This window comes from Cellulosimicrobium protaetiae (genome assembly GCF_009708005.2).
Classification (GTDB): Bacteria; Actinomycetota; Actinomycetes; order Actinomycetales; family Cellulomonadaceae; genus Cellulosimicrobium; species Cellulosimicrobium protaetiae.
Genome location: NZ_CP052757.1, coordinates 3,348,065 through 3,372,362, shown reverse-complemented (window position 1 = coordinate 3,372,362; position 24,298 = coordinate 3,348,065). Strand labels below are relative to the sequence as shown.

General features: G+C 75.9%; 23 protein-coding genes and 1 tRNA gene. 4 read left to right on the top strand and 20 right to left on the bottom strand.

Annotated elements, in window-relative coordinates:
* Positions 1-65 precede the first annotated feature (65 nt).
* The 6 genes from FIC82_RS14510 to FIC82_RS14485 all read right to left on the bottom strand — a co-directional run bounded on the left by FIC82_RS14510 (position 66) and on the right by FIC82_RS14485 (position 3,954).
* The gene (locus FIC82_RS14510; RefSeq protein WP_154798990.1) at positions 66-800 is read right to left on the bottom strand and encodes an ABC transporter permease; all 735 of its coding nucleotides are present in this window, start codon (positions 798-800) and stop codon (positions 66-68) included.
* Positions 797-1,438, bottom strand: coding sequence for an ABC transporter permease (locus tag FIC82_RS14505; protein ID WP_154798989.1), 642 nt, complete (start codon positions 1,436-1,438; stop codon positions 797-799). The genes FIC82_RS14510 and FIC82_RS14505 overlap by 4 nt, the downstream gene beginning before the upstream one ends.
* Positions 1,435-2,268, bottom strand: a complete 834-nt coding sequence (locus FIC82_RS14500; RefSeq protein ID WP_154798988.1) for an ABC transporter ATP-binding protein — start codon at positions 2,266-2,268, stop codon at positions 1,435-1,437. The genes FIC82_RS14505 and FIC82_RS14500 overlap by 4 nt, the downstream gene beginning before the upstream one ends.
* Before the next feature lie 561 nt (positions 2,269-2,829).
* Positions 2,830-2,905, bottom strand: a tRNA-His gene (locus FIC82_RS14495).
* 76 nt (positions 2,906-2,981) lie between these two features.
* Positions 2,982-3,626: an oligoribonuclease gene (gene orn, locus FIC82_RS14490; RefSeq protein ID WP_154800331.1), complete on the bottom strand. Its 645-nt coding sequence runs from the start codon at positions 3,624-3,626 to the stop codon at positions 2,982-2,984.
* Positions 3,627-3,813: 187 nt separating this feature from the next.
* Positions 3,814-3,954: a hypothetical protein gene (locus FIC82_RS14485; protein ID WP_154798987.1), complete on the bottom strand. Its 141-nt coding sequence runs from the start codon at positions 3,952-3,954 to the stop codon at positions 3,814-3,816.
* Positions 3,955-4,178: 224 nt separating this feature from the next.
* Between FIC82_RS14485 and FIC82_RS14480 the strand changes: the two genes are divergently transcribed.
* The 3 genes from FIC82_RS14480 to FIC82_RS14470 are packed head-to-tail and all read left to right on the top strand — an operon-like array spanning position 4,179 to position 6,989.
* Positions 4,179-4,970, top strand: coding sequence for a phosphatase PAP2 family protein (locus FIC82_RS14480; protein ID WP_154798986.1), 792 nt, complete (start codon positions 4,179-4,181; stop codon positions 4,968-4,970).
* Between the two features lie 43 nt (positions 4,971-5,013).
* Positions 5,014-5,694, top strand: a complete 681-nt coding sequence (locus FIC82_RS14475) for an ArsR/SmtB family transcription factor (protein ID WP_154798985.1) — start codon at positions 5,014-5,016, stop codon at positions 5,692-5,694.
* The gene (locus tag FIC82_RS14470; RefSeq protein WP_154798984.1) at positions 5,691-6,989 is read left to right on the top strand and encodes an MFS transporter; all 1,299 of its coding nucleotides are present in this window, start codon (positions 5,691-5,693) and stop codon (positions 6,987-6,989) included. The genes FIC82_RS14475 and FIC82_RS14470 overlap by 4 nt, the downstream gene beginning before the upstream one ends.
* 7 nt (positions 6,990-6,996) lie before the next feature.
* Here the strand turns inward: FIC82_RS14470 and FIC82_RS14465 are convergent, their stop codons facing one another.
* The 5 genes from FIC82_RS14465 to FIC82_RS14445 form a co-directional block, all read right to left on the bottom strand.
* A complete protein-coding gene (locus tag FIC82_RS14465) occupies positions 6,997-7,596 on the bottom strand; it encodes an energy-coupling factor transporter transmembrane component T family protein (RefSeq protein WP_168731916.1) in 600 nt (199 codons plus the stop codon).
* Positions 7,593-8,255, bottom strand: a complete 663-nt coding sequence (locus FIC82_RS14460; protein WP_168732302.1) for an energy-coupling factor ABC transporter ATP-binding protein — start codon at positions 8,253-8,255, stop codon at positions 7,593-7,595. Before FIC82_RS14460 ends, FIC82_RS14465 begins: the two co-directional genes overlap by 4 nt.
* 155 nt (positions 8,256-8,410) lie before the next feature.
* Positions 8,411-9,607, bottom strand: a complete 1,197-nt coding sequence (locus FIC82_RS14455; protein WP_154798983.1) for a thiolase family protein — start codon at positions 9,605-9,607, stop codon at positions 8,411-8,413.
* The gene (locus tag FIC82_RS14450) at positions 9,604-11,082 is read right to left on the bottom strand and encodes a class I adenylate-forming enzyme family protein (protein ID WP_168731915.1); all 1,479 of its coding nucleotides are present in this window, start codon (positions 11,080-11,082) and stop codon (positions 9,604-9,606) included. The genes FIC82_RS14455 and FIC82_RS14450 overlap by 4 nt, the downstream gene beginning before the upstream one ends.
* A 19-nt stretch (positions 11,083-11,101) precedes the next feature.
* Positions 11,102-11,770, bottom strand: a complete 669-nt coding sequence (locus FIC82_RS14445) for a biotin transporter BioY (RefSeq protein ID WP_154798982.1) — start codon at positions 11,768-11,770, stop codon at positions 11,102-11,104.
* Positions 11,771-12,129: 359 nt separating this feature from the next.
* On the opposite strand from FIC82_RS14445, the gene FIC82_RS14440 reads away from it, so the two are divergent.
* Complete coding sequence (locus FIC82_RS14440; RefSeq protein WP_418884323.1) at positions 12,130-12,615, top strand: Hsp20/alpha crystallin family protein; 486 nt, start codon at positions 12,130-12,132, stop codon at positions 12,613-12,615.
* A 7-nt stretch (positions 12,616-12,622) separates the two neighbouring features.
* Here FIC82_RS14440 and FIC82_RS14435 read toward each other — a convergent pair whose 3' ends face one another.
* The 9 genes from FIC82_RS14435 to FIC82_RS14395 form a co-directional block, all read right to left on the bottom strand.
* The gene (locus FIC82_RS14435; protein ID WP_168731914.1) at positions 12,623-13,543 is read right to left on the bottom strand and encodes an FHA domain-containing protein; all 921 of its coding nucleotides are present in this window, start codon (positions 13,541-13,543) and stop codon (positions 12,623-12,625) included.
* Entirely contained in the window at positions 13,540-14,823 is a 1,284-nt protein-coding gene (locus FIC82_RS14430; protein WP_154798981.1) for a VWA domain-containing protein, read from the bottom strand. The genes FIC82_RS14435 and FIC82_RS14430 overlap by 4 nt, the downstream gene beginning before the upstream one ends.
* 92 nt (positions 14,824-14,915) lie before the next feature.
* Positions 14,916-16,205 carry a PP2C family protein-serine/threonine phosphatase gene (locus FIC82_RS14425; RefSeq protein ID WP_154798980.1) on the bottom strand — a complete coding sequence of 430 codons (1,290 nt, stop codon included), beginning with the start codon at positions 16,203-16,205 and terminating at the stop codon, positions 14,916-14,918.
* The gene (locus FIC82_RS14420) at positions 16,202-18,553 is read right to left on the bottom strand and encodes a serine/threonine-protein kinase (protein WP_168731913.1); all 2,352 of its coding nucleotides are present in this window, start codon (positions 18,551-18,553) and stop codon (positions 16,202-16,204) included. The genes FIC82_RS14425 and FIC82_RS14420 overlap by 4 nt, the downstream gene beginning before the upstream one ends.
* Positions 18,550-19,656, bottom strand: coding sequence for a hypothetical protein (locus tag FIC82_RS14415; RefSeq protein WP_168731912.1), 1,107 nt, complete (start codon positions 19,654-19,656; stop codon positions 18,550-18,552). The genes FIC82_RS14420 and FIC82_RS14415 overlap by 4 nt, the downstream gene beginning before the upstream one ends.
* Positions 19,653-20,672, bottom strand: coding sequence for a glutamate ABC transporter substrate-binding protein (locus tag FIC82_RS14410; protein ID WP_168731911.1), 1,020 nt, complete (start codon positions 20,670-20,672; stop codon positions 19,653-19,655). The genes FIC82_RS14415 and FIC82_RS14410 overlap by 4 nt, the downstream gene beginning before the upstream one ends.
* On the bottom strand, positions 20,669-22,027 hold the full coding sequence (locus FIC82_RS14405) for a hypothetical protein (RefSeq protein WP_154798979.1): 1,359 nt from the start codon (positions 22,025-22,027) through the stop codon (positions 20,669-20,671). Before FIC82_RS14405 ends, FIC82_RS14410 begins: the two co-directional genes overlap by 4 nt.
* On the bottom strand, positions 22,024-23,718 hold the full coding sequence (locus tag FIC82_RS14400; protein ID WP_216609909.1) for an AAA family ATPase: 1,695 nt from the start codon (positions 23,716-23,718) through the stop codon (positions 22,024-22,026). The genes FIC82_RS14405 and FIC82_RS14400 overlap by 4 nt, the downstream gene beginning before the upstream one ends.
* Positions 23,715-24,287, bottom strand: coding sequence for a hypothetical protein (locus FIC82_RS14395; protein ID WP_154798978.1), 573 nt, complete (start codon positions 24,285-24,287; stop codon positions 23,715-23,717). The genes FIC82_RS14400 and FIC82_RS14395 overlap by 4 nt, the downstream gene beginning before the upstream one ends.
* Positions 24,288-24,298: the final 11 nt, after the last annotated feature.

Genomic DNA, 24,298 nt, shown 5'->3' with positions numbered 1-24,298 from the left:
CCGTGGGCCGGGAGGTTTTCTGGAGGGGCGGTGCCGCGGACCGGGTGGGGCCGGTCCCGCGGGTGTCAGGCGGTGGTCGGTGCGGGAACCCGGCGACGCCGCCGCCGGGCGGGTTCGTCGTCCGGGGTGCGGCCGGCGGTCACCCCGCGCGGCACGACGACCCGCTGGAGGATCGCGAACAGCGCGTCGAGCACGACGGCCAGGACGACGATGACGAGGGCGGCGCCGAGGATCTGGGAGAAGTCGCGGATCTGGATGCCCTGGACGATGTAGAAGCCGAGGCCCCAGTTGCCGACGTACCCCGCGAGCGTCACGGTCGCGACGACCTGGAGGGTCGCGGAGCGCAGCCCGCCGATGAGGAGCGGCAAACCGAGCGGCACCTCGGCCTTGAAGAGCACCTGCCACGCGGTCATGCCGACGGACCGGGCGCCGTCGATCACCCGTCGCTCGACGGCCTCGACGCCCGCGTACGCGCCCGCGAGGATCGGCGGGATCGCGAGCAGGACGAACGCCGTCGTGGACGCCGCGACCTTGTGCGTCACGCCGAGGACGAGCACGAGCAGCAGCACGAGCCCGAACGACGGGACCGCGCGCGCCGCGCCCGAGAGGGCGACCGCGACCTCCCGCCCCCGGCCGGTGTGCCCGATGGCCCAGCCCGCGGGGATCGCGATCGCCGCGGCGATCAGCACCGAGACGAACGTGAACGCGAGGTGGGTCCAGATCGCCTCCGGGAGGGGGAGCGCGCCCGTGAGCCGGTCGGGGGAGAAGATCCAGGCGATCGCGTCGGAGAACAGGTTCATGCGCGCACCTTCCGGGACCAGGGCATGACCGCTCGCCCGGCGAGCACGAGCAGCAGGTCGACGAGCAGGGCGATGACGACGACCGCGACGACGCCCGAGAGGATCTCGGCGACGATCTGCCGCTGGTAGCCGTTGGTGAAGAGGTAGCCGAGGTTGTCGATCCCGATGAGGATGCCGACCGTCGCGAGCGAGATGGTCGACACCGCGGTGACGCGCAGCCCGGCGAGCACGACCGGTCCGGCGAGCGGGAGGTCGACCTGCCAGAAGCGCCGCCACGGCCCGTAGCCGACCGCGAGGGCCGCCTGCCGGACCGTCGGGTCGACCGAGGCGAGGGCGTCGGCGACGAACCGGGTCATGATCGCCACCGCGTAGATCGTCAGCGCGACGACGAGGTTCAGCTCGGACAGGAAGCTGATGCCGAGGAGCGGCGGGAGCAGCGCGAACAGCGCGAGCGACGGGATCGTGTAGAGCAGCCCGACGAGGGTGAGCACGAGCCCGCGCGTGAGCTTGAAACGGAACGCCAGCCAGCCCGCCGGGATCGAGACGAGGAACCCGAGCACGATGGGCACCACGCACTGGCGTAGGTGCTCGACCGTGAGGCGGCCGATGAGGTCGAGGTTGTCGAGGACCCAGGTCATGCGCCGCCCTCGACCAGGTCGTCGACGAGGACGCCCTGCGTGCGTCCCGTGCCGTCCACGAGCACGGTCCCGTGGTCCGTGCGCTTCGTGCGCAGCGCCCGGGCGCCCCGCTCCGCCCCGATGAAGCTCGCGACGAACTCGCTCGCGGGGTTCTCGATGATCTCGCTCGGCGACCCGATCTGGGCCACCTGCGCCCCCTTCTCGAGGATGACGACCTGGTCGCCGAGGAGGAACGCCTCGTCGATGTCGTGCGTGACGAAGACGACCGTCTTCTCCAGCTCGCTCTGCAGCCGGATCGTCTCCGTCTGGAGCTCGGCGCGCACGATCGGGTCGACCGCCCCGAACGGCTCGTCCATGAGGAGGATGTTCGGGTCGGCGGCGAGCGCCCGCGCGACGCCGACGCGCTGCTGCTGCCCGCCCGAGAGCTGGCTCGGGTAGCGGTCCGCGAGCGCCCGGTCGAGCCCGACCGTGTCGAGCAGCTCGAGCGCACGGTCGCGCGCCTGGCGCCGCGGCGTGCCCTCGAGGCGCAGGACCGTCGTCACGTTGTCGACGACCTTGTAGTGGGGGAGCAGGCCGCCGTTCTGGAGGACGTACCCGATGCTGCGGCGCAGCTTCACGGGGTCCCGGTCCAGGATCGAGGCGCCGTCGATCTCGATCGTGCCCGACGTGGGCTCCACCATGCGGTTGATCATGCGCAGGAGCGTCGTCTTGCCGCTCCCGGACGACCCGACGAGCACGGTCGTGCGGTGGGGCGGGATCACCAGGTCGAAGTCCGCGACCGCTGCCGTGCCGTCCGGGTACGTCTTGGTGACCGATCGGAACTCGATCATGGGGCGCTGCCTCCCGACAGTCGGTGAACCGGCCTCCCACCCAACCACGACCGGGGCCGGCCAGCCGAGCGCAAATGCCACGCGTCCACCGACCGTACGACGAACCACCGACACGTCGCACTCGCACCGGTACGTCGGCTTCGCGCCGCAGCGCGGGCACCGCGCCCCGCTGCGCCCGCCGCAGGTCGCCCCAGGCACGACGCGACGGATTCTCCCGTGACGCGCGTCACGCCCGGGCCTGTCGTGCCGACGTGCCGCCCCCTCGACTCCCTGCTCGCCTCCTCCCTCGCCTCGCTCGTGCTCGTCGTGCTCGTCGTGGTCCCCGGGCCGAGCGTGCTCTTCGTCTCCGGTCGTCGCGACGTCCGTGGCCGTGTCCACCGTCGTCGAGCTCGTGGGCGCCGCCTCCTTCGTCCACCTCGGCGTTCGGGCGGTCCGGCACCGGAAGGTCGGGACGGTCGACGTCGCGGTCGCGCCGGTCCGCGAGCCGTGGTGGCGGGTCGTGCGGCACCGTGGAGACGCGACGAGGGCCGGCCTCCGTCTCGGAGACCGGCCCTCGCCGTCTGGGGTGAGTAACGGGACTTGAACCCGCGACCCCCTGGACCACAACCAGGTGCTCTACCAGCTGAGCTATACCCACCATGACCGGGGCGTGAAGCACCGGCCGTCGAAAAGTGTACCTGGTCCGGGAGGGGCTCCCGGACCGCTTTTCGAGGTCAGGAGTCGGCCGTCCCTGTGACGGTGGCCACGGAGGTCTCGACGTCGTCGTCCGCGGGCCGCGTGCGGCCGCGGGTGACGCTCGTCGCGACGACCTGCTCGGCGACCTTGCGCGCCGTGGCCGAGTCGGGACCGGGCTGGGGGACGAACACGGCGGCCCGGTAGTAGCGCAGCTCGTCGATGCTCTCGAGGATGTCGGCGAGCGCACGGTGCCCGCCGTGCTTCTCGGGCGACGAGAAGTACGCGCGCGGGTACCAGCGGCGCGAGAGCTCCTTGACCGACGACACGTCGATGATCCGGTAGTGCAGGTGGCTCATGAGCGCGGGCATGTCGCGGTCGAGGAAGCCCTTGTCGGTGCCGACCGAGTTGCCGGCGAGCGGTGCCTTGCCCGGCTCGGGGACCCACGTGCGGACGTAGTCGAGGACGAGCTGCTCCGCCTCGGCGAGCGTCAGGCCCTCGTCGAGCTCGTCGAGCAGCCCGGAGGTCGTGTGCATCTGGCGGACGAAGTCGCCCATCTGCTCGAGCGCCTCGGCCGGGGGGCGGACGAGGACGTCGACCCCGTCGCCGAGCACGTTGAGCTCGGAGTCGGTGACGACGGCGGCGACCTCGACGAGGGCGTCGGCGCCCAGGTCCAGCCCGGTCATCTCGCAGTCGATCCAGACGATGCGTTCGTTCGCGTTCACAGGACTCACGGCCCACAGCCTAACCGTGGCGCGCACGACGAAGGCCCCGGCTGTCCGGTCCACGGGGGTCCGGACGGTCGGGGCCTTCGGCGAGGTGCGCCGCCGCCTGTCGGGGAGGGTCCCCGGCCCGGCGAGCGGTCGGTGCGCGTCATGCGGTACGACGCGGCAGGCGTGCCTGCCGGGTGTGCGCCGGGACGCGGGTCGTGGTGCGGCGCAGCTGCGACCGGCGCAGGGTCTGCTCCTGCAGCTGCTCGCGGCGGTTCAGGGCCGCCACGTCGTACGTGATCAAGGGATGCACTGTTCTGCTCTCGTGACGCTGGGTTCGTGGGTCTGGCCGGACCCTCCACCGCCCGGTACGGACCGGACGGACGTCACCGCGGTGTGGAGACATAGGACCACGGTCGTCGTGGGTGGTGCACGCCTTTTACGCCGGCAGCGTCGGTTCCCTCGAGGTCGTGCCCGACGTCGCTCGGCCGCGCTGCGTCGTCGGCCCGCCGTGCGTAGCCTCCGGGGATGGGTGACAGGGGCAGCAAGACGGGAGACGCCGCGGGGGACGTGGCGGGGGATGCCGCGAGCAGCGCGGCGAGGGGCGCGACCGCGCGCGAGAGCGGTGGGCCGCCCGTGCGCGCGGTCCTCGCGAGCGTGTGGCCGGGGCTCCTGCTGGTGCTCGTCGGGGTCGTGGGGTTCGTCCTGCTCCTCGACGCCGTGCGCGACCAGGAGGACCTGTGGCGGCTCGACGACCCGCTGCTCGCCTGGATGGTCGCGCACCGGACGCCGGTCGCGACGAGCGTCCTCACGGTCGTCACGAACGTCTTCGGGCCGTTCGTGCTGCCGGTGCTCGTCGCGGTCGGGTGCGTGGTGTGGGCGCGCCGCACCCGGACGTGGTGGGAGCCGGGACTGCTCGCGGGCGCGATGGTGCTCGCGACGCTGGTCTCGACCGTGCTCAAGGCGGTGATCGCGCGGCCGAGGCCGCCGGAGGTCTCGATGGTCGTGGCGGGGGTCGAGCGGTCGTTCTCCTTCCCGTCGGGGCACACGATCGGCGCGGCGACGCTCCTCCTGGTGGGCGGGTACCTCGTGTGGCACCGCCACCACGACGCCCGCGTCCTCGCGGTCTGGACGGTCGCCTCCGTGCTCGTGATCGGCACCGTCGCGCTGAGCAGGCTCTACCTCGGGTACCACTTCCTCACCGACGTCCTGGCGGGACTGTCGCTCGCCGTGGCGGTGCTCGGCGTGGTGGTCGCGGTGAGCCGCGTCCACGACCTCGTGGTCTCGCGTGCTGAGGCCCCGGCAGGGGTGGGTCGCTAAAGGACTCTTGCGCAAGAACTCTTTTGTGAACTAGCGTGGCGGCATGAGCACGCCCGCCGATCCTCACGCCACCTCGCCGGACGACCCGGTCGCACCGACCGCGCCCGGCCCCGCGCCGTCGTCGGAGACCCGCCCGCGTGGCCCGCGGCCCGAGGCCGGGCAGGTCGTCGCGCGCGACCCGGCGACGATCCGGGCGCTGGCCCACCCTCTGCGCCTGCGGATCCTCGCGCTGCTCGACGACGAGGGCGAGGTGACCGCGACGCGGTGCGCCGAGGTCACGGGCGAGTCCGTGGCGAGCTGCTCCTTCCACCTGCGGATGCTCGCCAAGTACGGCTACGTCGAGCCCGCCGAGCGGCGCGGCAAGGAGCGGCCGTGGCGGTCCGTGGGGCGGGGGCGGCAGACGACGTTCGACCCCGACGTGCCGGAGACGCTGCACGCCGCGGGTGCGGTCGCGAGCCTCATGATCGACCAGGAGGCCGCGCGCGTGCGGGCGTGGATCGCGGGCGCCGCCGCCGACGACCCGCAGTGGCTCCTCGCCTCCACGATGACCGGCGCGTCCTTCTACGCGACGCGCGACGAGCTCGACGCCCTCGCCCGCGAGGTCGAGGCGCTCACCGACCGCTTCCGGGGGCGCTGGGACGACCCGTCGCTCCGTCCCGAGGGCGCGCGTCGCGCGCGCCTCTTCTCCGTCGTCAACGCCGACCTCCCGGAGGCACCCCGATGAGCACGACCCCGGAGCCGGCTGCCGTCACCGCCCGGCCCGCGCCCGAGGACGCTCCCGGGGTGGCGCACGAGAGCGTCACCGCCCCCGACCGCGCCCCGGACCCTCGCGCCGCGCTGCGCGGCCGCTCGTTCCGGCTCCTGTCCGTCGCGTGGGGTTTCACCAACTTCGCCGACTCGGTCCTCGCGATCATCCTCGCCGTGTGGGTCAAGGACCTCACCGGCTCGAACGGCGCCGCCGGGCTCGTGTTCGCGGCCCTCGGCCTGCCCGCGCTCGCGTCGCCGCTCCTCGGCCAGCTCGCCGACCGGGTGTCGCGCCGTCGGATGCTCGTCGTCACCTACCTCGTCGGGGCGGTGAGCCTCCTCGCCCTCCTCGCGGTCCGCGGGCCCGAGCAGGTCTGGCTCGTGTTCGTCGTGACGGTGGTCTACTCGGGCGTCGGGTTCGCGACCGCCGCCGCGCAGGCGGGTCTGGTACGCGACATGCTGCCGGACGAGGCGATCGCCCCCGCGAACGGTCGGCTCACGACGATCGACCAGGTCTTCCGCCTCCTCATGCCCGTCGTCGGCGCGGGCGCGTACGCGCTCGCCGGCGCGTGGCCGCTCGTGGTCGCGGCCTCGGTCGCGTTCGCCGTCGCGGGCGCCGTGATCGGCCGCATCCGGCTCGTCGAGACGCCGCCGACGCCTGCCGCCGAGCGCGAGCCCTACCTGGCCGAGATGACGGCGGGCTTCCGCCACCTCGTCCGGACGGCGCCGCTCGGGGTGCTCACCCTGGCCATGCTCGTCGCGTTCGCGGGGGTCGGGCTGCTCAACGCCGTCAGCCTCGCGATCATCGAGGACGGGCTCGAGCTGCCTCCGGCGCTGCTGGGCCCGATCTCCTCCGTCCAGGCGCTCACCGCGATCGTCGCGGGCCTCACGGCCGCCCGTCTCGTCGCCCGCTGGGGCGCGCAGCGGCTCGTCGCCCTGGGGCTGCTCGTGCTCGCGCTCGGCATCGTCCCCGCGACGGGGACGAGCGTCGTGGCGATCGTCCTCGGGCTCGGCGCGGTCGGGCTCGGTGCGACGTGGTCCATCGTCGGCTTCGTCACCGAGCGCCAGCTCCGCACCCCTCCGGAGCTCCAGGGTCGCGTCGCCGCCGCGAGCCTGCTGCTGGTCAACGTCCCGCAGCTCGTGCTGACCGTGGTCGGCGCGGCCCTCGTCGGAGCGGTCGACTACCGCCTGCTCCTCGTCGTGACGGTGGTCGGCATCCTCGCGGCCACGGTCGTCTCCCTCCGCGGCCACCGCGCCACCACCCCGCCGAGGTAGGACGTCGTCAGTCGTCGAGGCCGCGGGCGCGCAGGGCGTCGCCGAGCGCGTCGGCCTGGCGCAGCGCACCGACGACGAGCGGGACGGCGTAGGCGCGGACGTCGCGCTCGCGGCCCCGGGCGCGGCACGCGTCCCGCACGCGCTGCGCGAGCGCGGCGACGACGGGGACGCAGCGCACGGCGAGCGACAGCACGAGGGCGGCCCGGTCGACGTCGACGCCCACCCGTCCCAGCGGACGCAGGAAGCGCTCGATCGCCGCGAGGACGGCGGACGTCCGGGTCGTCAGCAGCACGAGCCCGGCGAGCGCGACGAGCGCGAGGAGCCGGGTCGTGAGCACGACCGCCGGGACCGGCCCGAGGGCGAGCCACTGGACGGTGAGGAGCACGGGCACGACGAGGCGCAGGGGCCGCACCTGCGCCCACGCCGCGCGCCACCCGACGCCCGCGACCGCGTAGAGCGCACCGACGACGAGGACCAGCGCGCCCACCCCCACCGGCGACGACACCAGGAGCACGACGGCCGACGCCACCGCGAGCCCCCCGAGCTTCGCCCCGGCGGGCGCGCGGTGCAGCACCGACGTCCCCGGCCGGTACGTCCCCGGTGTCACGACGGCGCCTCGTCGACGAGGCGCCGGTAGTGCGCGACCGCCGGCCCCGGGGCGTCGTCGGCGACGACCCGCCCGCCGTCGACCACGAGCACGCGGTCCATCGCGCCCATGAGCGACAGGTCGTGCGAGACGAGCACGACCTGCTGGGGGAGGGTCGCGAGCTCCGCGGCGAACCGTCGCGTGTTGCGCAGGTCGAGGAGCGTCGTCGGCTCGTCGGCGACGACGAGGCGCGGACCGGCGGCGAGCACGGACGTGAGCGCGAGGAGCTGCTTCTGCCCGCCCGAGAGCAGGTGCGCGGGGTGGTCGGCGTGGCCCGACAGCCCGCGCTCGGCGAGCGCGGCCCGCACGCGGCCGTCGCGCTCCGCCGCGGGGACGCGACGCAGCGAGTACGCGACGTCCTCGGCGACGGTCGGCATGACGATCTGGGCGTCGGGGTCCGTGAAGACGAAGCCGACGCGGCGCCGGACCGCGGCGCCGTCGCGGCGGGTGTCGAGGTCGTCCACCAGGACGCGGCCGGACGTCGGGACGACGAGGCCGTTGAGCAGCCGCGCGAGCGTGCTCTTGCCGGAGCCGTTGGCCCCGACCACCCCCACGCGCCGCTCGGTCAGCTCGAGGTCGACCCCGCGCAGCACGTCGCGCTCGCCGAGGCGCACGTGCACGTCCTCGAGCCGGACCGTGCAGCCGGGCCCGCCGGACCCGTGGTCGGGCGTGCTCGGGCCAGCCGTCGCGAGGACCGTGCCGGACCCGTGCTCCGGGGCGGTCGGGGCACCTCCGCCGGAGCCTCGTCGCCGCAGCCGGGCTCGGGCTCGCGCGATCACCGGACGACCTCCAGGACGGCGGCGACGCCGAGCCCGCCCCCGACGGCGGCCGTCGCGAGACCGAGCGTCCCCGCGGGCGCGCCCGCACGCACGAGCCGGGAGAACAACCGCACGACCGACACCGCGCCGCTCGCGCCCCACGGGTGCCCGAGCGCGAGCGCGCCGCCGTCGGCGCAGACCCGCGCGTCGTCGCCGGGGTCGTCGAGCGGGTCGAGGCCGAGCGCGTCCGTCACCGCGAGGACCTGCGCGGCGAACGCCTCGACGACCTCGACCGCCGTGACGTCGTCCAGCCGCGCACCCGCACGGTCGAGCGCTGCGCGGACCGCGGGGACCGGGCCCCAGCCGGGCAGCGCCGGGTCGCACCCGACGGTCGCCGACGCGAGCACGCGCAGGCCCGGGACGCCGACGTCACGTCGCACCGCCTCGGGCACGACCACGACCGCTGCCGCGCCGTCGCTCACGGGGCTCGCGGTGGCCGCCGTGACGGTGCCGCGGGGCGTGAACGCGGGCGAGAGCCGGGGGAGCACGGCGGGGTCGAGGCGACGTGCCCGCTCGTCGCGCGCGAGCGTCGTCCCCGGCGCGCCGACGCGGACCGTCTCGGCCGCGAACCGGCCGCCCGCGTGGGCCGCGAGCGCCCGCGCGTGGCTGCGCAGCGCGTACGCCTCCTGACGCTCCCGGGTCACCCCGCGGCGGCGGGCGAGCTCGTCGGCGGCGGCGCCCATGCCGGGGTCCGCCCACGGGGTGGGCGCGAACGCCGCCCGCGCGTAGGGCACGTCGCCCCACGTCGTGCGGTGGGCGCGGGTAGGTGCGCTCGACGCGCTCTCGGTCCCGCCCGCGAGGACCAGGCGCGCCTCGCCCGCCCGGACCTGCTGGGCGGCGAGCAGCACCGCCGCGAGACCGGACGCGCACTGCCGGTCGACGGTGAGCCCGGGCACGGAGACGTCCAGCCCGGCGGCGAGCGCCGCGACCCGGGCGACGTTCCCGCCGGGCCCGGCGCAGCAGCCCAGCACGACGTCCGCGACGGCGTCCTCGACGCCCAGGGACCGCGCGTCGGCCAGGGCCGCGCCGAGCGCCCCGGCCGCGAGATCGACCTCGGACAGCGACCGGTGCCCGTGACCGGCCGTCCCGATCCAGGTGCGGCGTGCCGCGACGACGACGGGCACGTCGTCGCGCGCCGCCCGGGCCGGGCTCATCGCAACGGCTCCAGGCCCGACCGCGCGAGGTCCGTCCCGCGCAGCGCCTCGCTGACTGCCCCGCGCGCGGGCTTGCCCGACGGCGTCCGGGGCAGGGCGCGCGTGCCGTACCAGCGCCGCGGCCGCTGGGCCGGGGCGAGCGCGGCGCGCGCGACGCGCTCGAGGTGGGCGCGCAGGCCGGGGCGCTCGTCGCACTCCACGACCGCGCTCACGACCGCGCCGAGTCGGCGGTGCGCGGTCCCCAGCACGACGACGTCCCGCACCCCGGGCACGGCACGCAGCACGACCTCGACGTCCTCGGGCACGACGGTCGCGCCGCCCGTGAGGATCGCGCCGTCCCCGCGCCCGCGCAGCACGAGGCCGCCCCGAGCCGTCGCGCCCGGGGCGGCGCCGGACTCGGCTCGGGTCGATCGCTCGGGGAGGGGGTCGGCGAGGTCGCCGACGGTGCTCCACGCGCCGTCGCGCCGCAGCGGGCCGGTGGCGCGCGCGAGGTAGCCCCGCGAGACCCAGGGCGAGCGGACCCAGACCTCGCCGACGCTCGCCTGCGGCAGCGGCCGCACGGCGAGGTCGACGCCCGGGAACGCGCGCAGCCCCGACCCGTCGGGGTCGTAGGCGACGAAGGAGAGCTCGACCGCGCCGTAGTACGCGAGCACGTCGACGCCGAGCGCCGCGGCGCGCGACCGCGCCTCCGGGGGGAGCGACGCGCCGCCGACGACCGCGTGCCGCAGCCGGGACGGCGCTCCCGCGGCGACGGCGTCGAGCACGTCGTCGAGGACCTGCGGCACGAGGTGCACGACGTCGCTCGTCGCGAGCGCGGAGGTCGTGGCCGCGGGGGTGCGCGTGAGGTAGGCGCACGCGCCGACGGCGAGGGTGTGCACGGCAGCGAAGCAGTAGAGCGACGAGGCGAGCGGGCCCGGGACGAGCACCGTGTCGGTGGGCCGCAGGCGCAGGAGCCGCGTGACGTCGTCGAACGACCCCGCCCACGACGCGCGCGTGCGCACGACCGCGCGCGGCCGGCCCGTGCTGCCCGAGGAGAAGCCCGCCCACGCGAGGTCGTCCGGGGCGGCCGCGTGGCCCGTGCCGGGGCCCGCACCCCCCTGCGGGGCGGGCCCCGGCACGAGGTCGGGGACGGCGCCGGTCCCGCGCGGCAGCGGCACCTCGACGAACGTGCGGGGCGCGAGCGTGCGCAGGACCTCGGCGCGGTGGGCCCGCGGCCACGCCGCGTCGCACACGAGCGGCGTGGCCCCGAGGTGGTCCGCGGCCAGCACCGCGGTCAGCAGGTCCAGCGGGTCGGGCAGGGACACGGCGACGAGGTCGCCGGGACGCGTGCCGGTCGCCGCGAGGTGCGTCGCCCCCGCACGGACGTCCGCGGCGAGCGCGGCGTACGTGCGCGACCGCTCGGGCGTGCGCAGGGCGGGGCGCCCGCGCAGGGCCGGGTCGGCGGCGTGTGTCAGGACCTGGGGGGCGACGGGCACGCGGACACTCTCGCAGGTGTCAGGAGGCGGTGCGGTCGGCGGCCGCGGGGCGGCCCGTCCGGCGCGCGGCCGGGTAGGCCCGCACGACGCCGACCGTGATCGCCGCGGCGGCCAGCGCCTTGAGGACGTCGCCCGGGAGGAACGCGAGCGAGAGTTGCGCGGTGGTCGCGAGCGGCACGCCCGTGACGAGCGACTGGACCGGCACGCCGAACGCGTAGACGACCGCGATCCCGCCCACGACGCACGCGACGAGCACGCCGCCGAACGTCACCCGGCGCAGCCGGTCCACGAGCCAGCCCACGACCGCCGCCCCGGCGAGGAAGCCGACGAGGTAGCCCGCGGACGGCCCGACGAACGCGCCGAGGCCGCCGCGCCCGCCCGCGAGGACGGGGAGCCCTGCCGCCGCGAGCGCGAGGAACGTCGCGACGGCGAGCGCGCCACGCCACGCCCCGAGGATCGTGCCGGCGAGCATCACGCCGAGCGTCTGGAGCGTGATCGGGACGGCGTTCCCGAACAGCGCGACCGAGCCCGGCATCCCGAGCGCCGCGATCAGGGCCGCGAACGTCGCGACGCGCGCCGCGTCGCCTGCGTCGAGGGCGAGCGGTCCGCGGGTCCCGGCCGCCGGGGCGGGGGTCGTCGTGGCGGTCCGGGGCGTCCCGGCGGTCGTCCCGGTCGATGCGTCGGTCATGGCGCTCCCTGCGTCGTCGTGGCGGGTCGGTGCTCGACCCGTCGTGGCCACGTCCACTCTCCCGACTCGCGGTGGTGCGCGACGACGAGGGCGCGGACGACCGCGGTGGCGTCGCGTGCACGAATCGCACAAGCGGTTGGAGGGTTCCCCCAACAGGATCGCGCCGACGGGTGGCGGAACCCGAGGAAGCCGACAAACGTGCTTCCCGATGGCCTCGGCCGGGATTCGCGACGACCTCTTGGCACTCCCCGGGGGAGAGTGCTAGAACAGTCGTGTAGCCGCCCGTGAGGTGCCTACCTCGCGGGAGCACCGACCGGTCCCGGACGGTCCGGGACCGACCGACGAGGGAGGTGAGAGGTGTGGCTGCGATGACCGACCCGTTCACGACCACCTTCGACGCGATGGATCGGCTGGTCGGCCAGCTCGCGTCCGGGGCACGCGCGACCGCCGCGTCGGCGTCGGGTGGTATGCCGCTCGACCTGTTCCGGGCGGGGGACCACTACGTCCTCACGATGGACCTTCCCGGGGTCGACCCGGGGACGATCGACGTGTCCGTCGAGGACCGGACGCTGACGGTCCGCGCCGAGCGCAGCCCGCGGACCGACCCCGACGTCCAGTGGCTCGCGCGCGAACGGCCTTCGGGGACCTACGCGCGCCAGCTCACGGTGGGGCGCGGGCTCGCGCTCGACAAGATCTCGGCGTCCTACGAGGACGGGGTGCTGTCGCTGACCATCCCCGTCGCGGAGGAGGCCCGGCCCCGCCGGATCGAGGTCGCGCACCGTGCGGGCAGCGGTGCGGCGACGCAGCTCACGGCCGAGGCCGAGCCTCGGGCGAGCGAGGGCTGAGCCCCGCTCAGACCTCGCCCGGGAGCGCCTGGCGGACGACGAGCCGCGTCCAGGCGCCGAGGTAGATCCGGTCCCCGTCGGACAGCTCCCGTCGCTGCCCGGCGGGGATCGGGTCCGTCGGCAGCGGTTCGCCCGCGGGGCTCACGTAGGTCCCGTTCGACGACTGCAGGTCCTCGACCCACCACCGCTGGCCGTCCGTGCTGAGCTGGCAGTGCCGACGCGAGACGCCGGTGTCCGCGCCGCAGTCGACCTGCGGGTGGATACCCCGCGACACCGACGGGCGCCCGACGAGCACGCTGCGCTCGCGCAGCACGACGAGGCCGGGCAGGCCCGCCGAGGGCATCGGGTCCTCGGGCTGCTGCGCCGTGTACCAGTCGGGGTCGATCCAGATCTCGACGACCCACTGGTCCGGTCCCGGGACCGGGGGCGTCGGCAGGTGGGTGCCCGACGTCGCGGGCTCGCCCGGGACGGCGGGCTCGCCCGCCGCGCCTGCCTCGGGGGCGGTGGGCGCGGCCGGCGTGGGCCGCGGGGGCGGGGTCGACGACGACGCCGCGGTCGCGGCGGAGGCCGGCAGCGGGGGCGGGGTGGCCCCCGAGGCCGTGCCCGCCACGGGTGCCGCCGGTGCGGGCGGCGTCGGGCGCGACGGCGGGTCGAGGGAGAGCGCGGACGGCGGGTCGACCGGGTCGGGCAGGGCGCCCGTCGTGAAGTCGTAGCCGCAGTTCTCGCAGAACAGCGCGCCGCCGGGTGCCGGCGACCCGCAGTTCGGGCATGTCGTCGCGGGCGCGGCGGGGGCGCCGCCCGGCGCGGGAGTCGAGCCGCTCGGCGCGGACGCGACGGGCGTTGACGCGGCGCCGATCGGTTCGCCGCACACGTCGCAGTAGTCGGTCGACTCCGACGGGTGCCCGTTGGGGCAGACGACGGCGCTCACCGGCGGACCCGGGTCGTCTTCGTCGAGGCGGTGTCGAGCGCCATCTCGTCGAGGGTCGAGGTGTTGCGCTTGAGGCGCACCGTCCCCTGTTCCTCGTTGTCGATGTCGACGACCTTGCGCAGGCGGGACGTCGCCTCGTCGTTGCCGGTCTGCTGCGCGAGCTGCACGGCGCGCCCGAGCTTGACGGTCGCCGTCGCCTCGTCACCCGAGGCCTTGGCCGCCAGGCCCTCCTGGATCGCGGCGGCGAGCTCGGTCTGGCCCGTGTAGTGCGCGACCTCGGGGTTGATGCGCGTGGTGAGCGACTCGTCGTCCGACCACTTGGCCTTGACGAGGCCGGAGGAGACGACCTCCCCGTTCACCGCGAGCTGGACGCGCGCCGCGAGCTGCTCGGAGCCGACCGGCTTCGACGCGACGCGGACCGCGACGTGGTAGTCGCGCGACTCGTCGCCCCACGAGCCGGTCGGGTAGGAGCCCGTGAGCGGGTTGACGTCGGCACGGCGGTTCGTCAGGTCCTCGACCGTGGGAGCGACCTGGCGCACGAACAGCACCTGCGAGCCCTGCGGGGCCCACACGCGCAGGTCCGCGGAGGCGACGCCGCGCGCCATGGACGCCCGCATGAGCGTCTCGAAGTCGGCGGCGATCTCATTCGGGTCCGCGATGAGGCCTACCGTGCCGAGCAGCGCGGTCGAGATCTCGCGCAGCTCGTCGACCTGCCAGCGGGACCCGACGCCGCGAGCGTCGCACTGGAAGTGCCCGGTGACGTCGCGGACCGCGGCGGAGAGGTTCGCCCGCGGCTCCGACTCGTTCTTGCCGTCGGTGAGGAGGATCGCGTGCCGCTGCGCCGCCTGCGGGACCGTCGCGAAGAGCTGGTCGGCGAGGCGCAGCCACGTGCTCATCGCCGTGCCGCCGCCGGGCGTGAGCATCGAGATCGCGCGCCTCGCCTCGGCACGGGCGCCCGGCTCCATCTGGACCATCGCCATGCGCGCGTTGGGGTAGGGGAAGACGCGGTTCGCGACGTGGCTGCCGCCGACGATCGCGAACCACGTTCCGTCGAGGATCTGGTCGACGGCGACCTGCGCGGCGTGCTTCGCGGCCTCCATGTTGCGGCCCGACATCGACCCGGACGTGTCGACCATGATGATCTCGGCGACGCCGCCCGCACCGCCGACGCTCCCCGCGCTCCCGGCCCCCGTGCACGTCACGGTGACGATCGCGTGGACGTCCGTGGCGCCCTCGGACAGGAACTCGTTCTGGTAGACCTCGGCGGCGAACTCGGCCATGGGGGCTCCTTCGGTGGTGCGGGTGTTCGTGCAGGCTATCGGGTCGTGTGCGGGTCGTGCGTGGCGGGGGAGACGGCGTCGGGCCGCGTGCGTCAGCTCCGCGGGATCGTCGTCTCGAGGTCCGGGTCGAGCTCCGCGGGTGCGGTGGCCGACGACCGGTCGAACCGGGCGAGCGTCGCCGTGATGTTGTCGCGCCCACCCTGGGCGTTCGCCCAGTCCACGAGCGCACCGGCCAGCGTCTGCGGGTCGTCGCCGACGCGCCGCCGGGTGTCGTGGAGCAGCACGGCGAGGTCCGCCGCGGGGGAGCAGTAGTTCCACAGGCCGTCCGAGCAGACCAGGACCCAGCCGTCGCGGTCGGGGAAGGTCGCGGCCGTCCGGGCGACGGGGTCCGGGGCGTCGGGGCCGAGCCAGCGCGTGATCGCGTGCGCCTGCGGAGAGCTCTCCGACTGGGCGCGCGGGATGCCCTGGGCCATCATCTCCTGCGCCCACGAGTCGTCGACGCTGAGCTGCTGCGCCTCGCCCTCGTCCGGGATCCAGTAGGCGCGCGAGTCGCCCACCCAGCCCGTGACGACGAGCGGGCCGTCGACCACGGCCGCGACGAACGTGCACGACGGCGGGTTCTCGCGGTCGGCCATCGCGCCGACGGTCGCCAGGATCGCGTCCTGCGCGGCGCGGGAGGCGTCCCCGACGAGCGCCGACCAGGCGGCGACACGTGCCGTCGGCTCGCCGACGACGGGGGAGGTCCCCTCCGGGGCGCCCGCGGCGAGCACGTCGCGCGCCGCCCGCGCGGCCGCGAGGCTCGCGACGTCGGAGTCGGGCGCGGAGGAGACGCCGTCGCACACGACGAGCGCCGCGAACGCGCGGTCCGCGGTCGCCGACGCGCTCGCGGCGAGCGCCATCGCGTCCTCGTTGCGGGAGTGCCGCACGCCGCGGTCGCACACGCCGGCGACCCAGGTCGCGGGACGCTCGGCCCAGTGGTCGCGCTCCGAGGCCGCGGGCTCGCCGCACTCGCTGCAGTACCCGTCCTCGGCGACAGGCCCCCCGCAGCGCACGCACGGACGGACGCCGGTGCCCGGTCCTGGTACGGCACCGTCCGGGGCCGTGCCGGCCCTCGAGGCGTGCCCCGGAGGGACGTGCGACGGCGCGGGCTCGTCGCCCGGGCCGTCGGGACCTCGCTCCGCCGCGCTCCCGGCCGGCGGGATCGTCGCGAGCGGGGTGCCGCACGCCTCGCAGAACCTCGCCCCCTCGGGCGACGGCTCGCTGCACGCGGGGCACGAGAGGAGGGCGGGCACCTCGGCGGGAACGGTGGCGGGCACTGTGACGGGTTCCTTGACGGGCTCCGTGACGGCTCCGTCCACGGTGGGTGACGGGGTGTCGCTCATCGGACCGTCCACCGCCGCACCTCGTTCGCCCGGTCGACGAGCGTGATGCGCTCGTCGCGCGAGTCCGTGAGCGACGCGAGCTCGCGGTACGCGCCCTCGAGCGCGTCGCGCAGCGCCGGCTCGTCGGCGGGTACGCCCGCGATCCGGGTCGTCGGCTCGGGCCCGGACCGCGTGACCGTCTCGAGCGCGGAGCGCAGCACGCCGACGGAGAGCTCCGCGCGCTCGCGCGGCGCGATCGACACCGTGGCGACGCTCGCCATCGCGTCCGCGAGCGCGGGCAGGCCGCGCCCCGACTCGGCGAGCAGGTGCGCGCGCAGCGTGCGGGACTCGACGTACGACCCGCGGGTCGGGCCGACGAGGTCGAGCGCGTGCAGCGCACCGTCGAGGTCGCCCCGCGCCTCACGGACGCGCATGAGGCCGAACGCGGCGGGTGCCGTGTAGTTGGCGTCGGTGCGCGCGCAGATCACGTAGAGCGACTCGGCGATGTCGGGCTCGCCGCTCAGCTCGCAGGCCGCGGCGAGCGCGAGCTTGGGCGCGAGCTCGCCGGGCACCTGGCCGTAGACGGCGTTGAAGGACGCGCGCGCGCCGACCGGGTCGCCCTGGGCGAGCTGCTTGAGCCCGCCCAGCCACGCCGCGCGCCACTCCCACGGGTCGTCGTCGAGGATCGCCTGGATGGTCGCGTCGACGTCGCCCCACCACTGGGCCTCGAGCGCGGCGCGCGCGAGCGCGAGCCGGGCCTCGATCGTGCTCTCCGGGGCGTCCATGAGGGCGACGATCCGGGCCTCGGGGTCGGCGATGTTGATGCCCGCGAGCCAGGCCGCCATGGGGTCGTGGTCGTCACGCCGCAGCGCGGGCAGCTCGTCCCACGCGAGCGGGCGCGCCGCGACGTCGGCGACCGGGGCCTCGAACAGCACCGACGCCGCGGAGTGCAGCGCCGGGTTGCCCGGGCCCGCGTCGGCGGCGACGACCTCGCGCAGCACCCCGAGGAGCTGGGTGCGCATCTCGTCGGCCGTCGCGAACCGGTCCGCGGGGTCGAGCGCGCAGGCCTTGGCGAGCAGCCGGTAGAACGAGTCGTACTGCTGGAAGACGGGTGTGTCCGCGACCGGGGGCAGGGACGCGACGTACGTCGACGTGTTGCCCCGGAAGTCGAGCACGAGCGTCGCGAGCGTGCGGCCGATCGTGTAGATGTCCGACGCGATCGACGGGCCCACCTCCGCCACCTCGGGCGCCTGGTACCCGACCGTCCCGAAGATCGCCGACGTGAGGTCGTCGCTGCGCCGCACGCCGCCGAGGTCGATGAGCTTGACGCCGTCGCCCTGCTGGATGACGTTCTCCGGCTTGAAGTCGCAGAACAGCAGGTTGTGGTCGTGCAGGTAGGCGAACGCGGGGAGGATCGCGAGCACGTACGCGAGCGCCTGGTCGACCGGCATCGGGGCGATGACCCCGTTGTTGTCCTCCCGGCGCTGCTGGAGGATCTCCTTGAGCGACTCGCCGCCGACGTACTCCATGACGGTGTAGCCCGCGCCCTCGTGCATGGCGAAGTTGTAGATCTCGACGATGAGCGGGTGCTCGACCTCCGCGAGGAACTGCCGCTCGGAGATCGCCGCCGCGTACGCGTCCGGGTCGCCCGAGTTGAGCAGGCCCTTGAGCACGACCCACCGGCCGGACACGTTCTGGTCGCGAGCCAGGTAGATCCAGCCGAGGCCACCGTGCGCGAGGCAGCCGACGACCTCGTACTGCCCGCCGACGAGGTCGCCGGGCGAGAGCTGGGGCGTGAAGTCGAAGCGGTTGCCGCAGTGCGGGCAGAAGCCGGACGTCCGGCCGGGCTGGCCGTCGCGGCCGCGGCCCACCTTCTCGCCGCACGCCGGGCAGAAGCGCTTGCGCTCCGCGACCTCGGGCACGGCCATGACGGACTGCAGGGGGTCGCGCGCCGGGACCGACGGGACGGTCGTCAGGCCCGCGCCGAGGCCGCGGCCGCGCAGGCGCGTCGAGGACGTCCCGACGCGGCGCGTCGCCTTCGAGCCGGTCGCCGCCGTGCGGGCCGAGCCCAGCGCGGCCGTGGCGAGGCGGCTCGAGCTCGTGCGACCCGTGCGGGTGGAGCGCTCCGCGTCGGGGTCGGCCGCGGACGTCGGGCCCGTGCCGGGCCGACCCTGGACGAAGCCGGTCCCGAGCATGGCCGACGGCGAGGCGGCCGCGGCGGTCCCGGGGGCGGGCGCACCGGCGGTTCCGGTCGCGGCCGGCGTTCCGCCGGAGCCGCCCGCGGGTGCGCCGCAGACGTTGCAGTAGCCGTCCTCGATGGTGCCCGGGCAGCCGGGCTCCGAGCACGGGACGGTCGCGGTGGTGGTCACGACGACGCTCCTTCCGGGGTGGGCAGGTCGCGGGTGAGGAACTGGTACTGCTCGACGAGGAAGCGGGCGAGCGTGACGTCGCACGGCACGGCCTCGACGGCGTCGCGCGCCTCGGCGTGGCCCGAGCGCACGGTGGGGGACGCGGAGCGACCGTTGGACTCGGCCTTCGCGGCGAGCCGCTCCAGGCTGTAGCGCAGCTCGGCGCGTGCGCGCAGGGGCCGGGTGTAGGCGTCCTCGACGGTCTCGACGGCGCGCGCCACGGTCGCCAGACGCGCCGCGTAGGCGTCGAGCTCGAAGCGGGAGTCGGGGACGGGCCCGAGCCGGGAGACGTCGGGGACCGCGAGTCGCGGGGGGTGCGCGATCTCTCGCCGGCACCGGGCGACGAGCTCGCGCAGCGCGGGCTCGCGGGCCTCCAGCGCGGCACGCTGCTCCTCGGTGCGCGCGCGGTCGCGGCGCAGCTCGCGGCGCTGCGCGGAGGCGACGATGAGGTCGCGCTCGGCCCGCGCGACCTCCGTCTCGAGCTCCGCGAGCGGGCCGGAGACGTCCGCGCCGCGCGCGGCCTGCGCGACGAGGTGGTCGAGGCGTCCCCGCAGGGTCTCGACGCGTCCGCGCGCGTCGGCGTCCGACCCGGCGAGGTCCTCGCAGCGCACGAGCTCGGCGCGCACACCGCGCAGACGCGCGACCTGGTCGGCCGTGTGCGGGTCGAACGACAGCCGCGTGCGCAGCTGCACGACGAGGGCGTCGCACAGCTTCACCGCCTCGACGAGCGAGACGAGCGCGGCGCCCGAGCCGGAGTCGAGCCGGCCCCAGACGAGCTGGGAGATCTTCTCGCGCGCCACCGCGTCGGCGCGGCCCGAGTCCCACACGGGCCGGATCTCGTCCGCGCGCGTGCGGATCGCCTGCCACAGCGACAGGGCGAGCACGAGGTCCGCGGTGTAGACGTCGGGCGTCGCGGCGGCCTGCGCGGCGGCGTCGAGGCGGTCGAGCTCCGTGCGCCGCTCGTCGAGCCAGGTCTCGAGCGCGGCGAGGTACGCCAGGAGGTCGGCGGCGGGGATCGCCTCGCCGAGCCGTCCCGGCGCCTCCGGTGCGGTCGTGCGGGTCACGGCGTGCGGCCGTACACCGCGGCCGGCGGGGTCGGGGCGGGGCCGAGCCCGCCCAGCCACTCGCCGTAGATCGCGGCCCAGCGCCCGTCGGACTTCATCTGCTCGAGCACGCCGTTCACGAACCGCACCATGTCCACGTTCTGCGCGGGCACGCCGATGCCGTACGGCTCGTCGCTGATCGCCTCGCCGACGACCTTCGCGTACGGGTCCTGCGCCGCGAAGCCGGCGAGGATCGTGTCGTCACCGGTGATCGCGTCGACCTTGCCCTGCTGGAACAGCACGAGGCACTGGGTGTGGGTCGTGGCCGGGACGGGCTCGATGCCGGAGAACTGCTCGAGGCGCGTGAGCGTCGTCGTGCCCTCCGGGGCGCACACGCGCTGGCCCTCGAGGTCCGCGATGCCGCTCGCGGTCGAGTCGCGCGTGACGAGCACCTTCTGGCCCGCGTGGTAGTACTCCGCGGAGAACGCGATGGACTCCCACCGCTCGCAGTTGATGGTGAACGCGCGCGCGACGAGGTCGACCTCGCCGTTCTCGAGCACCTCGAGACGCTGGCCGGACGTGATGACCCGGAACGTCAGCCGGTCGGGGTCGCCGAAGATCGCGCGCGAGATCTCGTGCAGCACGTCGATGTCGAAGCCCTCGATCTGACCGGACAGCGAGTTGCGTGCGCCCATGAGCAGCGTGTCGGCCGAGACGCCGACGATGAGCGAGCCGCGGTCGCGGATCGCGGCCATCGTGCTGCCGCCCGGCAGGGCGTCCGGGCCGGGCAGCGCGCCCTCGGGCGCGTACGACGCGAGGGGGTCGGCGCACTCCGCGGGAGCGGCCGGGGCGGCGGGAGCCTCCTCGGCGGTCTCCTCCGGGGGCGCCTCGGTGAGGCGCAGGTCGTCCGCACCGGACGGTCCCGAGCACGCGGCGAGCACGAGCGCCGTGGCGAGCACGGTGGCGACGACGCCGGTGCGGCGCCGGCGGGCGCCGGCGCGGCGGCTCCGGTCGGGGGTGGCGAGCGTCTGGGTCACCGGTACTCCTCCAGTCGTGCGGTCACGCCGCGCCACGCGAGCAGGGCCGCGACCAGGCCGGCGGCCAGCAGGAGCCAGCCCGCCACGGTCGCGGTGGTCGCCGCGCCGTCGAGGCGGTCGCTCGTCGCGGCCGCGTTGGTCTCGATGTCGTCGCGTGCCGCCGACGAGAAGGCGTCGAACGCGGCGTTCGGGCTCTCCGGGTCCGTCGCGGTCGCGAGGGCGACGGCGTCGTCCCACTGCCCCGCGTCGTCGAGCGCGCGGACGTCCGCGTGCCGGGTCACCCACGCGTCGAGGGCCTGCGCCGTCGACCCGTCGAGGATGCCCTCGGACGCCGCGGTGTCCAGGCGCGCCGCCGCGTCGTCCGTCGCGGTGACGAAGGCCTCCTCGTACGCCTGCCCGGAGCCGCGCTTGATGAGCGTGAACGCCTCCATCGACTTCGCGTCGTTCGCGAGCGAGTACGCCTGGGACGCGGCGAGCGTCGCCGCGTACGGGCCGGTGCGCACGTCCTGCGCGCGCGAGCTCGCCTGGGTCAGGAGGACCGTCGACACGATGCCCACGACGAGCACGACGACGGTCGCGACCGCGAGGCCGACGTTGAGCACGCGGTGCGTGCGGCGCGCGAGCCAGACCTGGCTCACGACGAGCACGGCGAGCGCGACGAGCCCGCCCGCGAGCACCCACAGCGCGTTGCGGACGCCGGAGAAGTCGGCGGCGACGCGGTCGGCGTCGTCGAGCACGACCTCGTCGAGCGCCGGGAGCATCTGCTCGCGCAGGATGGTCGACGCCTGGTCGAGGTAGGCCGAGCCGACCGGGAAGCCCTGGCGGTTGTTGGCGCGGGCCTGCTCGACGAGGCCGGTGTAGACCGTGAGGTCGGCCGCGACCTGGCCGAGCAGCTCCGCGTCGCCCTCGTTGCTCCCGGAGAGCGTGGCGAGGCCGCTCGCGGCCTGGTCGACGAGGTCGTCGTACCGGGCCCGCTGGTCCGCGGGCTCGAGTCCGCCGACGAGGAACGCGCCGGTCGCCGTCGCGTCCGCGGCGACGAGCGCGTTGCGCACCTCCTGGACCCCGACGAGCTGCGCGGTGTCCTCGCTCGCGGCCTCGAGCGCCCGGGACTGGACGCTGCCCGCCTGGAAGCCGAGCACGCCGAGCGCGAGCGCGGCGAGCACGCACAGGCCCATGACGAGCCGCAGCTTGCCGGGCGTGCGGCGCAGCGCGCCGCGGGCGCGGGACACGGTGGCGTTCGGCGCCCCGTTCGGCGCCCCGTTCGTGTGGCCGGCCGGGCCGGGCGCGCCGCCCGGCGCGGGGCCGCCCGCGGGGACGATCTGCTGGCCCGCCGGGCGGACCGGGGTGGTCGTCATGCGTTCTCCTCGGCGGTGGAGGGGGCGGTGTCGGGTGCGTCGTCGACGGGAGCGTCCTCGGTCGTGCCGTCGGTCGGCGAATCCGCGGGCTCCGGCGGGTCGAGCGAGGCGAGCAGCGCGGGGGCGCCCTCGCCGTCGACGACGTCGACGGGCAGCAGGAGGCGGAGCTCGTCGATCGTCGGCGCCTCGGTGTCCTTGAGGCGCCACGCGTGGCGCGCGATCGCGGCGTCGAGCACGTTGCGGGCCCAGCGCGCGTTGCCGAAGCCCTCGGTGCGCGGCTGCGCCGCGGCGAGCCGGGCGAACACGTCGAGCGCCTCGGGGGTCGGCTCGAAGTCGGACTTCCCCGCCATGCCCGCGAAGATGTCGCGCAGCTCGGCGTCGGCGTAGTCCTCGAAGGTGATGGTCGTGGAGAACCGCGACTCGAGGCCGGGGTTCGTGGCGAGGAACTCCGCCATCGGGCCGGGGTAGCCGGCCACGATGACGACGAGCTCGTCGCGGTGGTCCTCCATGTCCTTGACGAGCGTGTTGATGGCCTCTGCGCCGTACTGGTCCTCCGCGAGACCGTACGCCTCGTCGACGAACAGCACGCCGCCGAGCGCGGTCGCGACGACCTCGGACGTCTTGACGGCGGTCTGGCCCAGGTAGCCCGCGACGAGCTCGGACCGGTCCACCTCGACGAGGTGGCCCTTCTCGAGCAGTCCGAGCGCGCGGTAGATCCCCGCGACGAGCCGCGCGACCGTCGTCTTGCCCGTGCCGGGGTTGCCGAGGAACACGAGGTGGCGCGTGAGCGTCGGGCGGGTCAGGCCGGCCTCGGTGCGCAGCTTCTCGACGCGCAGCAGCTCGGTCTGGCGGTGGATCTCGTCCTTCACGCGCGTGAGCCCGGTGAGCGCGTCGAGCTCGGCGAGCAGCTCCTCGATCGATCGCGCGGGCTCCTCCTCGGCGGCCGCCTCGGTGGTCGTCGTCGCCTGCGCGGCGGTCGCGGCCGCGGAGCCCGGGGACGGGTCCGCCGGGGTCGCGACCGACGGCGCCGCGGACGCCGGGCCGGGCGGTGCCGCGGCCGGGCGCGCGCCGAGCGCGTCGAGGATCGACTCGACCGAGGGGACCTCGGGCGCGGGGCGACGCAGGGCGTCGAGCGAGCCCTGCGCGGCGAGCAGGTCGCCGAGGTCGAACGGGTCCGCGCCACTCGGCGCGGAGCGCGGGGCGAGGGGGCCGCCCACGGCGGGCGGCGCCGTCGGGCCGGACGGTGCCCGACCCGGAGCCGGAGCAGCCACCGGACCGGCCCCCTGCGGGGTACCCGTCCGTTGGACCGCCGCCGTCGCGGCGGCGGCCCCGGCCACGTGCGGTCCGGGCGAGCCGAGGTGCCCCGCCGCGCGCGCGACGTCGGCCAGCGCCTGCCCGTACGCCGCCGCGTGCTTCGAGCGCGCCGCACCGAGGGCGGCGAGGACGTCGGTCGGCGACGTGCGCCAGCGCCGCGCGCTCGACGCGGCGGTGAAGAACGCGCCCGTCGCGGCCGGGTCGTGCCCGAGCGCGGCGAGCCACGCCGCCGGCGCGCCGGGGGAGGACTCGGCGACGGCCGCCGCGAGCCGGGCGCCCTCGTCGCGCGCCGCCTCCTCGTCCACGCCCGCGGCGCGTGCCGCGGCGTCGAGCGCTTCGAGCGCCGCCGCGAGGCTCGGGGTCGTCTGGCCGGTCACGGAGCCTCCAGACGTCCGGGCTCCGACGCCGACCCGGTGGGCGGCTGGGGCGTGCCCTGCCCGGCCCCCGGGTCGAGCGCGATCGACGAGTCGCGGAACTTCTCCGCGAGGAACGCGCCGTGCGCGACGAGCGCCGCGGCGTCGGCGCGCGAGACCGCGTCGGAGATCTTGTCGAGCGTGACGCCGAGCAGGTCGAGCTGGTCGCACAGCAGCATGAGCGACGTCTTGCCCTGCGCGACGACCCGCCGGTCGGCGAAGTCGCGCGGCAGGCGCAGGTACGCGCCGACCGCCTCGGGCAGGTAGCTCGTCGCCGTCGCGACGACCGTGTGCGCCTGCTGCGACCCGCCGCCCAGGCGGTCGAGGCGCGGCACCATGTCCTCGACCGTGCCGGTGATGCGGTGCACGCGTGCCGTGACCGCGGGCGGCACGCGCCCCTCGATCTGCTGCTCGACGCGCTCGACGGACGCGAGGATCTCGGCCGACGTCGGCGGGGCGGGCAGCTCGTACGCGGGCTCGGGCGCGGGGGACCGGCCGCCGAGGCGGCCGATCACGTCGGAGAACCAGCCCATCTAGCTCGGGG